This window comes from Lysinibacillus sp. G4S2, assembly GCF_030348505.1.
Lineage (GTDB): Bacteria > Bacillota > Bacilli > Bacillales_A > Planococcaceae > Lysinibacillus.
In genome coordinates, this window is record NZ_JAUCFJ010000002.1 from 3,512,130 (window position 1) to 3,524,094 (window position 11,965).

5 protein-coding genes are annotated in these 11,965 nt (G+C 34.0%); all 5 read right to left on the bottom strand.

Going from position 1 to position 11,965, the window contains the following annotated elements; all coding sequences use genetic code 11:
* Window position 1: 1 nt before the first annotated feature.
* On the bottom strand, window positions 2-8,704 hold the full coding sequence (locus QUF91_RS18020) for a non-ribosomal peptide synthetase (RefSeq protein ID WP_289418919.1): 8,703 nt from the start codon (window positions 8,702-8,704) through the stop codon (window positions 2-4).
* Complete coding sequence (locus QUF91_RS18025; RefSeq protein ID WP_289418922.1) at window positions 8,701-9,435, bottom strand: thioesterase II family protein; 735 nt, start codon at window positions 9,433-9,435, stop codon at window positions 8,701-8,703. The genes QUF91_RS18020 and QUF91_RS18025 overlap by 4 nt, the downstream gene beginning before the upstream one ends.
* A 52-nt stretch (window positions 9,436-9,487) precedes the next feature.
* A complete protein-coding gene (locus QUF91_RS18030; protein ID WP_289418924.1) occupies window positions 9,488-10,768 on the bottom strand; it encodes an MFS transporter in 1,281 nt (426 codons plus the stop codon).
* Between the two features lie 22 nt (window positions 10,769-10,790).
* Entirely contained in the window at window positions 10,791-10,964 is a 174-nt protein-coding gene (locus QUF91_RS18035) for a hypothetical protein (protein ID WP_289418926.1), read from the bottom strand.
* 116 nt (window positions 10,965-11,080) lie between these two features.
* The gene (locus QUF91_RS18040) at window positions 11,081-11,860 is read right to left on the bottom strand and encodes a DUF4097 family beta strand repeat-containing protein (protein WP_289418928.1); all 780 of its coding nucleotides are present in this window, start codon (window positions 11,858-11,860) and stop codon (window positions 11,081-11,083) included.
* Window positions 11,861-11,965: the final 105 nt, after the last annotated feature.

An 11,965-nucleotide genomic window follows, 5' to 3' on the forward strand; every position in this document is an offset into this window, starting at 1 on the left:
TTTAAACCCCCTCTTCTTCTGCAATTGCTATTACAGAAAAATAATCCCCTTCAGGCATTTCTACTTTTAGTTCTTTCACTTTTTCAGCTAGTTTTCGTACAGTTTTTTCTAATAATACCTCACGTAAAGGAATTCGAACTTCTAATTTTTCTCCCACTATATTGACCAGTCTGGTAGCTCTTAATGAATTTCCTCCTAGTTCAAAGAAGCTATCATCAATCCCTATTTGCTCAGCCCCTAAAATTTCTTGGAACGCCTCTGCGATACAGATTTCTATTTCATCTCTTGGAGCAATATACTCTTCTGTGCCAGTTATCATAGGTTTTGGTAATGCCTTTTTATCCAGTTTTCCGTTTACTGTAATAGGGAGACTTTCAAGCTGAATAATATGTGCTGGTATCATATACTCCGGTAAGTCTCTGCCTAGTTGTTCCTTGATGACTTTTATATCCAACTTTTTCTTTCCAACAATGTATCCACATAAATATTTGTCCCCGACATGATCTTCATTTGCCACGACTACCGCATCTTCAATACTATGGAGATCTCTTAATTTACTTTCAATTTCTCCGATTTCAATTCTAAACCCTCTTATTTTGACCTGCTCGTCGATTCTTCCAAGATACTCAATAGTACCATCTTCCATCCAGCGCGCTAAATCACCGGTACGATAAATTCTTTCTCCCTTGCGATATGGATTATCTACAAATTTCTCTGCTGTTAGCTCAGGTCTGTTTAAATATCCTCTAGATACACTTGCTCCTCCGATACATAACTCTCCAGGCATTCCAATGCCACATAAACTGTTGCCATTCAACACATATATTTGTGTGTTGAAAATTGGTTTTCCAATTGGCACGATGTCTAGATTTGCATTGTCAGAAAAGCGGTGAGATGTAGCACAAACTGTTGCCTCGGTTGGACCATAACAATTATTTAATCGATTTAAGTTCTTTTCTGTTGTCATGAGATACTTGTCTAACAAATCTATATCTACTGGCTCTGCTGCTAAATAAACCCTATCTAATGTACTTAAAGATTCTATTCTGTTATGTGCCTCTGCATGGTTTAATAACATTCTAAATACAGAGGGAACTAGAGTAGCTTTCGTAATCTGTTTCTTCGTTAATACTTCTAACAATTCAACCGGATCATTATTTTGAGTTTCTGAAATAATCTCTAGTTTAGAGCCAGCTAACCCACAAGGGAATATTTCCCACACGGATGCATCAAAGACATATGTCGATTTTTGAAGAACCACACTACGTTCATTATATTTTCCTTCTGTAATTTTCCAGTTTGTTAAATTCGCCAGATTTCTATTTTCGACCATGACACCTTTCGGTTTTCCAGTAGTTCCAGAAGTATAGATGACATATGCCAGATGATTTGATTTGGAAATATGTTCGAGGTTATTTTCCATTTCTTCTGTACATTCCATCAAATCGATTTTGGTCATGTCCTGTAGTTCTTTAGTGACACCTGTACTACCTGGTCCCGCCAATAACACTGAGGTTTCGCTGTCCTCTATCATATATTTGATTCTGTCTAATGGATGCTCTGGATGAATTGGTAAGTAAGCTCCGCCAGCTTTTAAAATGCCATAGATTCCAATAATCATTTCGAGTGACCTATCTGTGACAATTCCTACAATGCTATCTGGCTTAACGCCCTGCTCTCTTAACGTCTGACCGACATAGTTTGCCCTCGCATTGAGCTGTTTGTAGGAAAGAGTTTGTTCGTTAAATTCCACTGCGATATGATCAGGTGTCTTTTTGACCTGTTCTTCAAACAATTCAATAATCGTTTTGTCTTTTGGATACTCTGCTTCTGTATCATTAAAAGTATATAGAACTTTCTCTTTCTCCTGTTCGCTCATCATAATCATTTCACTGAGCATTTTCTCTGGATTCTGTACCGCATCCGTCAACACTTCAGTAAAGTGCTCACTCATACGTTCTATTGTCTCTTGCTTAAATAAGTCTGTACAATACTCCCAATTTAGTTCATATCCATCTGCAGTTTCTTCCATAATTACTGTTAAATCAAATGTTGAAGACTTGCTTGTAAATTTAACTGGGCTTAGAATCGTGTCTCCTAATTTCAGTTCAGCTTCCTCATTATTTTGGAAAACAAACATAACATCAAATAACGGGTTTCTCGATAGGTCTCTTTCAAATTCCAATTTGTCTATTAATTCTTCAAATGGATATTCTTGATTTTCATATGCTTTTAAGCATTTTGCTTTCATTTGTTCAAGTAATTCGACAAATGTTAAATCAGACCTTATTTTCCCTTTAATAGCCAACGTATTAACAAACATTCCCAACATATTCTGTGTATCTGGGTGAATTCTCCCCGCAATTGGGCTCCCTACTACAATGTCTTCCTGTCTACTGTAGCGACTGAGCAGTAACATAAAGGATGACAACAGAATCATATATTGTGTAGCACCAGTTTTCGTACTCATTCCATCAACAGCATTTTTTAGTTCATTGTTTAATGTTGTTGTAAAACTGTTACCTTTATGACTCTGATGCTGTGGTCTAGGATAATCTGTCCGCAGGTCGAGCACAGGGATGTCATCGGAAAATTCTTTTAACCAGTATTCTCCTTGAGAACCTAAATCTCTTGCATTCTGCCACGCACTGAAATCCTTATATTGTGCATTAAGTTCTGGTAAATCTTCACCATTGTAAAGTCTAGATAAATCCTTAAGGAATATACCGGATGATACAGCATCATAAATAATATGATGAATGTCTAACATGAGTATGGTTTCACCTTCTGAAATTTTCACAACCTTCACTCTCAACAACGATGCTTTACTTAAATCAAACGGGCGAATGAATTCTCTAAATTCATTTTGAATATTTTCCTCATGACATTCTGTGAATTCTAATCGTACTGTAACGTGATCTTCAATTTTCTGTATAGGCTTATCATCTTCCATTTGGAAGCTAGTTCTTAATACTTCATGGCGTTCTATCAATTGATTGATCGCATTCTGCATTCGAGTAATATCAATCGTACCTTGAACACGCATCATTTGCGGCATATTGTAAGTAATATTTTTTCCTTGCATTTGGTCAATAATATACAGTCTCTTTTGAACCAAACTCATATCATAGCTATGTTTTTTTGGCATTCGCTCAATAGAGTTATAGGATTCTTGCTCAGTTGATTCTCTTACCTTTTCAGCAATTTTCCTTACGGTTTTTAATGATAATACTTCACGTAATAAAATTCGTACCCCTAAACCTTCTTCTAGAACATTAACTAATTTAGTGGCTCTTAAAGAATGTCCTCCCAGTTCAAAAAAGCTATCATTAATTCCAACTTTCTCAACTCCTAGAATTTCCTGAAAGGCCTCAGTAATACATACTTCTATTTCATCTCTTGGGGCAATATACGCTTCCATACCAGTTACTTTAGGTTTCGGGAGTGCTTTTTTATCCATTTTTCCATTCACTGTTATAGGAACACTCTCAATTTGTATAATATATGCTGGTATCATATATTCCGGTAAATTTTTGCTTAGCTGTCCCTTAATGATACCTATGTCAAATTGTTCTTTCCCAACAATGTATCCACATATATATTTATCACCATGTTCTTCTCTTACAATAACCACTGCATCTTGAATCCCTTTTAATCCCCTAATTTTGCTTTCAATTTCATCAAGCTCAATTCTAAACCCTCTAATTTTAACCTGCTCATCAATTCTTCCAAGGTATTCAATATTGCCATCTTCCATCCAACGTGCTAGGTCGCCGGTACGATAAATTCTTTCTCCCTTACGGTATGGATTTTCTATAAACTTCTCTTCTGTTAGTTCTGGTCTGTTTAAATATCCCCTTGATACCCCTGCTCCTCCGATGCATAATTCACCTGGCATTCCCATACCACACAGACTATTACCATTTAAAATATATATCTGCGTATTCAAAATAGGCTTTCCAATCGGAACAATATCTAGGTTGTTATTGTCAGAAAATTGGAATGACGTTGCGGTAACGGTTGCTTCTGTCGGACCATACAAATTGTTTAATCGATTTAGTCTATTTCCTGTTACTTCTTTATACTTTTCTAATAAATCTATAGTTACTGGTTCTCCAGCCAAATATATTTTGTCAAATGTATTTAATTGATTTTTTTTCTCGATAGTTTCTTTACAGTCTAATAAAGTTCTAAACATTGATGGCATTAGAGCGATTTGTTTTCCTGGTAATAACTTTAGTAATTCCTCGGGATCTTTGTTTTGGAACTCATCTATAATTTCCAATTTACCACCAATTAAGCAAATAGGGAATATTTCCCACACAGAGCCATCAAATACATACGCAGTTTTTTGAATAATTTTACTGTTATCGGTATAATTACCGTTTTTAATTTGCCAAGTACATAAATTTGAAATATTTCTATTTTCAACCATGACACCTTTCGGTTTTCCAGTAGTTCCAGAAGTATAGATGACATAAGCCAGATGATTTGATTTGGAAATATGTTCGAGATTATTTTCCATTTCTTCTGTACATTCCATCAAATCGATTTTGGTCATGTCCTGTAGTTCTTCAGTGACATCTGTACTACCTGGTCCCGCCAATAACACTGTGGTTTCGCTATCTTCTATCATATATTTGATTCTGTCTATTGGATGCTCTGGGTGAATTGGTAAGTAAGCTCCGCCAGCTTTTAAAATGCCATAGATTCCAATGATCATTTCGAGTGACCTATCTGTGACAATTCCTACAATGCTATCGGGCTTAACACCCAGCTCTCTTAACGTCTGACCGACATAGTTTGCCCTCGCATTGAGCTGTTTGTAGGAAAGAGTTTGTTCGTTAAATTCCACTGCGATATGATCAGGTGTCTTTTTGACCTGTTCTTCAAACAATTCAATAATCGTTTTGTCTTTTGGATACTCTGCTTCTGTATCATTAAAAGTATATAGAACTTTCTCTTTCTCCTGTTCGCTCATCATAATCATTTCACTGAGCATTTTCTCTGGATTCTGTACCGCATCCGTCAACACTTCAGTAAAGTGCTCACTCATACGTTCTATTGTCTCTTGCTTAAATAAGTCTGTACAATACTCCCAATTTAGTTCATATCCATCTGCAGTTTCTTCCATACTTACGGTTAAATCAAATGTTGAAGACTTGCTTGTAAATTTAACTGGGCTTAGAATCGTATCTCCTAATTTCAGTTCAGCTTCCTCATTATTTTGGAAAACAAACATAACATCAAATAACGGGTTTCTCGAAAGGTCTCTTTCAAATTCTAATTTGTCTACCAATTCTTCAAATGGATATTCTTGATTTTCATATGCTTTCAAGCACTTTTCTTTCATTTGTTGAAGTAATTCGATAAATGTTAAATAAGACCCTATTTTTCCTTTAATAGCCAACGTATTAACAAACATTCCCAACATATTCTGTGTATCTGGGTGAATTCTTCCTGCAATTGGGCTCCCTACTACAATGTCTTCCTGTCTACTGTAGCGACTGAGCAGTAACATAAAGGATGACAACAGAATCATATATTGTGTAGCACCAGTTTTCGTACTCATTCCATTAACAGCATTTTTTAGTTCATTGCTTAATGTTGTTGTAAAACTACTACCTTTATGACTCTGTTGTTGTGGTCTAGGATAATCTGTCCGCAGGTCGAGCACAGGGATGTCATCGGAAAATTCTTTTAACCAGTATTCTCCTTGAGAACCTAAATCTCTTGCATTCTGCCACGCACTGAAATCCTTATATTGTGCATTAAGTTCTGGTAAATCTTCACCATTGTAAAATCTAGATAAATCACCGAGTAATACTCCTTTGGATCCGTCATCGTAGATGATGTGATGGATGTCTATCATGATTATGGTTTCATCTTCCGCAATTTTTACAGCCTTCGCTCTCATTAAAGGGGCTTTCTTCAAATCGAATGGACGGATAAATTCTGTTAATACTTTTTGAATATTTCCCTCGTTCTCTTCTACATACTCTAAGTTTATATCAACTGAATCGTCTATCATTTGAAAGAACTTATGTTGATCATAATTAAAATGTGTTCGTAATATTTGATGGCGCTCGCACAACTGTTTAAGAGCTTTATTTAGTCGTTCTAAATTAAGAGAACCCTTAAGCTTCAAAACCATTGGGATATTATAGGAGATGCTTCCTTCTTTCATTTGGTCAATAATAAATAATCGCTTCTGGGCAGAGCTCATTTCATAGCTGTCTTTTTGAGGTTGCAACTCAATTGAGGTATAGTATGTATAATTAGTTGCATCTCTTACTTTTTCAGCAATATTTCTTACTGTATTCCCTGTTAATACTTCACGTAATGGGATTCGCACCCCTAATTCCTGTTCAATAACATTTACTAACTTGGTAGCTCTTAACGAATGTCCACCTAATTCAAAGAAGTTATCGTCAATCCCTATTCGATCAGTTCCTAAAATGTCTTGAAATGCTTTTGCAATGCAGATTTCTATGTCGTTTCTCGGAGCAATATACTCCACCATGCTTATTACTTCAGGTTTAGGTAAAGCTTTTTTATCCAACTTTCCGTTCCTTGTTATAGGTAGACTCTCTATTTGGATAATATATGCTGGTATCATATATTCCGGCAATTTTTTTCTTAATTGTTCTTTGATGCTATTGCTATCAAGTTTTCCATTTCCAACCACATATCCACACAAATATTTATCGTTATTCTCTTCTCTTGCAATGACAACCGCGTTTTGAATTTCTTCCAAATTTCTCATTTCACTTACAACTTCGTCAATTTCTATTCTATATCCTCTGATTTTTACTTGCTCATCTATTCTTCCTAGATACTCGATATTGCCATCTTCCATCCAACGCGCAAGGTCCCCAGTTCGATAGATTTTTTCTCCTTCACAAAAAGGATTTTCTACAAATTTCTCTGCCGTCAATTCAGGTCTATTTAAATATCCCCTTGATACTCCTTCTCCCCCAATACATAGTTCACCCATCATACCAATACCACAAAGTCTATTACCGTTTAAAATGTATATCTTTGTATTGGAAATTGGTCTTCCAATATGAACAAAGTCCAAATTAAAATCTGTGGGCACATCAAGGGATGTCGCAAAAACAGTCGTCTCTGTAGGTCCATAGGAATTAATAAGCCCCACTTTCCCGTTGCAAATTTGGTTGAAACGATTAGCCAATTCAACCGGTAAAGCTTCTCCTGACAATTGTATTTTGCGTAAAGTTTGTGTTACTTCAGAATTAACATAAGAAGTAAAGCCTTCTAATACTGACGGTACAAATGATGTCCTAGTAACATGATGCTTTTTTATTTGTTCTGCAATTTTACTTGGATCCATTTCATCTTCCATAGGTAGAAGCACCAATTTTGCTCCTGCTAAATATCCAACGAAAAATTCCCAAATAGACAAATCAAAGGTAAATGTAGTTTTTTGGAGAATAACTTCGGACTCATGATATTCATTTTTCAACATCCAAGTTACCAGATTTACGACATTACCATTTTCAACCATAACCCCTTTAGGAGTGCCTGTTGTTCCAGAAGTATAGATAACGTATGCCAAGTTATTTGGTTTAGAAATCAGTTTTAAATTTTGCTCTTTTTCTCCTTTACATTCACATAAATCAACCACATTAATATTTTGTAAATCCTTGGATATATGCCTACTTTCGGTCCCTTCAAGAAGTACATTTGTTCCACTGTCATTTAACATAAATCTTATTCGATCTATTGGGAGACTTGGATCTATAGGTAAATAAGCTCCTCCTGCTTTTAAAACCCCATAGATCCCAATCACCATTTCAATAGACCTCTTTGTAATAATTCCAACAATACTATCAGATTTTACTCCCTGTTCTCTTAACAATTCCCCCAAATAATTTGCCCTATTATTTAATTGTTTGTAAGTAAGCGTTTGTCCTTCATATTCTAATGCAATATTATTTGGTGTTTTTACGACTTGTTCTTCAAATAATTCAATTATAGTTTTTGTAGTTGGATATAGATCGTCACTATTATTAAATTCATGAAGTACCTGGTTTAATTCAAAATCATCTAAAAATGTTATCTCATTTAGATAGTTTCGTTTCTTTTTACTCATTTGCTCACATATTTTCATTATTCGTTTATGTGTCAAATCTAACATTTGTTTACTAATGGAGTCTGAATTAAATTCATAGATAATTTTAATTTTTTCATTATTTCGAGATATGCCAATGGTTAAATCATATTCCCCTCTATCATATACACAACATTCTGAATACAGGGAATATAAAAGGATATCTGGAGAATTTGATGAATGCGAATTTCCACTTTCAGTTTGTTCATTGACCTTTGATAGATATTCACTTGCCATATCCAAATACTTTTCCATGGTTTGCTCATGATTTACCATCAAAGAAGCAAGAATAACGGAATTCTTATTGTTAACTAAAGCAATCGATTCAGGGTTATTTCCTGTAACGAGATTTTTATACAATATCCATGCGGAAGTAAATAGCTGTACTACGTCCATCTTATGATAGATGCAAGCTTGATTTATTTGATTACAATAAACCTCATTAATAACGTACTCTATTACATGCCTTTTCCTATCTGCAGATCTTTTTCTTAAACCAAAAATGTTATGTTGAGTAGATTCTGATACCAAACTGTTGCAATTTTCATTGTTAATAGTAGTTATATTCATATCAAATTCGCCTCCAATGAGTTTAGTGACATTTCTGCTAATAATGTTTTATTAATAATTTTTACAAATTCTTCAGTGTAAAAATTAATAAAAAAATGATTTCCTTCCATTTTATAGTATCTACAAAACTTTGTTGTATGTTTAGACCATTCATAGATTTTTTCATTCTTATTTTCCTCATCTGAATAGACGATAGTTATATTGGATAATATGGGTTCTGTTTTCATCATATAATTATATTGTGTATACAGTTTCAAATCTGAGTAAAATATTGGAACCATTAAATCTATTAATTCTTCATGATGAAGCACTTCATGAAATTCCCCACCCATTTTAGTCAAATTTTTAGTTAATTTTTGAGCAGCTTTGTAGTAAGACATTTCTTGTATCTCTCTTACCTCTGGTGCTACATGTGCTGCAAAGAAAATATGAACTGGTCTTCTTCCAGTACGCCTATAAATTTCATAGTATACTTCATATGCTACTAAACTTCCCATACTATATCCAAGAAGGGCAAATGGTGCATCAGTTAAATTTTCTATAATAGTTTTTGCTACATCACTAACCATTTCTTTGAAATTACAGTAAAATTCTTCTGAAATTCTTTCTCCATGTCCCGAATACTCAAGTGGAATAATTTCAATTACTTCATTGATGTATTTTTCAAGTGAGTTATACATTACAGCAGATCCTCCAGCATACGGTAAGCAAAATAATTTAATATCTTTCACATTCATTCCTCGATTCTACTCTATCTTTTGCTTTGTATATTATTTACTACTTTTATTCACTCACTGATACTTTCTGATTAATATCCACTTGTTCAACTGTGCTAAACAATTTTTTTGTCACTAATGCCAGTAAGACTGTTATGACTGCTACTGCAAATATTAATGTGTATACATTGTCTGCAAATTTATCAATTAATGTACCAAATAATACTTGACCAACAGGTACTGAACAAGTAGATACCGCTGTTAAAATTGCCATTACTTTACCCAGCAATAAATTTGGAGTTTGTTGTTGCAGTAATGTAATGATAAATATATTAATAATGGTTATAGCGAACATAATTAGCATTGAACTGAACGAGAAAACAAGAAATTGTAGAGTTATTTCCCCACTATTATTTACAAATTCAGGATAAACGGTAATTGCCATTGGAATAAATAGAATTCCACTTGCAACAAACCAGAGATACAGATTATTTACTTTAAGTTTTTTTGAAATAAAACCAATTGCAACAGCTGCAAATATCATACTTAAAGAAATACCACCTTGCGTTAGTCCAAATAAACTATCGCTCATGCCTAAAGTGATCTTGATAATATACGGAATTCCTACTAAAAATAGAGGTGTAATAAATAAATTTAATGATGCTGCTATTAATATTACTTTAGAGATAAATGGATTTTCCTTTACAATGTATGACACGCCTTCCTTAATATCCAGAAGAGTTGTCTTCACTGCCCCATAAGGTTGCTCTCTCTTTTCAAATGGGATTTTTATGAACAGCTCTATTACAGCTGAGAGAAAAAAGCTGATGCAAGTTATAATGACGATCATTTCAATGCCTGCGATACTATATAAAAGACCTCCTAAAACCGGACCTGCAAAATTAGTTATAGAAGAAACTCCTGACACAATTCCATTTGCCTCTAGTAGTTTATCTTGTTTCACTAATACAGGAATACTTGCCTGTACAGTAGGTTGATAAAAAGCACTAACAATCATCAGCAAAGTCATAACAATCCCAATCATCACAATATTGGATGATTCACTAGTAAATAAAAATATTGCCAATCCACCAACTATGACACTACTAATAACATCAAGTATCACCAACAAATTTCTTCGGTTGATGCGATCGGCGATAGCACCACCGATAGGTGCTAAGAATATAGTCGGAATTGTTGAAATGGCTAATATTAAGCCAAATATTTTTGCTGATCCAGTAAGATCAAGGATATACAATGATAATGCAAATCTTAAGATGGAGCTTCCAAATAAAGTGATAACCTGACAAATAACCAATACTCCAAAATTCCTATTTAAATTAGCCAATTCCAAGAATGCCTCCCAATAATTATTTGTTTACATAATTAATAATTCCACTAACAAACGCACAGCATGCAATTATTATCAACCACCATGCCCACTTGTAGGGTGTCCCGTTCTTCTTTCCAACTATTAATCCAAAGATCCCTGCAAATAACAACAAAACAGCTACTATTGTTCCTACTAAAAATGGGATTTCCATGTTTTTTTCTCCTTTATAAAGATGAATTATAATATGTCAAATCAAGTAAAAACTCACTAGACCCTTTATTCTTTCGATACTTACTGGAGTAGTAATCTACTTCAGTTATCACTATTTTAAATTTTTGATATTGAAAAAGAACCGCCTCTAATTTCTGCACTAAATATATTCTTTCCATTTTTGTATATATAAGAATCTCCAGAGTGCATTAAAGAAAAATCACTTTTAAAGTTTCCTGAAAGTTTTTTCAAATGACACGAAAATCCGTCATTCTCTGGAATCTCTACTTTTACATTTGCCCCTGTAGAAGTCGATTCGATTTTCTGTATCATAGTTGAGGAACTTACTTTAGTAGTTCTACCAGTTGAGTTGACATTTATTTCTGAAAATTTTCCCAAAAAATCTATTTTTGTTGATGTCGTCTGTAAGTGTAATTTCTGAATTTCCAAAAATTCTCCCGATACGTTAGATCCGATGGCATGGAAAGTAAATTCCTCCATTTTCCCTGAAAGTTTAGCCGTGCCAGATGTTAAATGACATTTGCATTTTATTGCATCAAGATGATCAACAAACAAATTAACTCCAGTACAGTCAATAGAAATAGAATCAAATTGTTTTTTAGGTAGGTATATTTCCAAATTTGTTTTATGAAGATTGAATCCAATTTGTATCTTCTTTTTCCTACCATCTGTAATGGAAAGCTTTCCGTTTTTTACTGTATGATGAAAAAGTTTATGTTCTGGAAACTTTGTATCGGTGATTTGAACAACTTTTATTTCATCATTCTCATTTTCAAAAATATGAATATCACCTGTGATCCAATCTAGTGCAATATCTGATATCGTATGATCTAAACAAACTTTTTTTCTATCAATCAATTCACTATATCCAACCATTTCGTTTTCTCCTTTTCATTTATTATTTTCATATTTCAGCTATTCAAAAACAATCTGCATCTCGTAATACTAATCACGAAACGATCATAATGCCATTTTCTATAA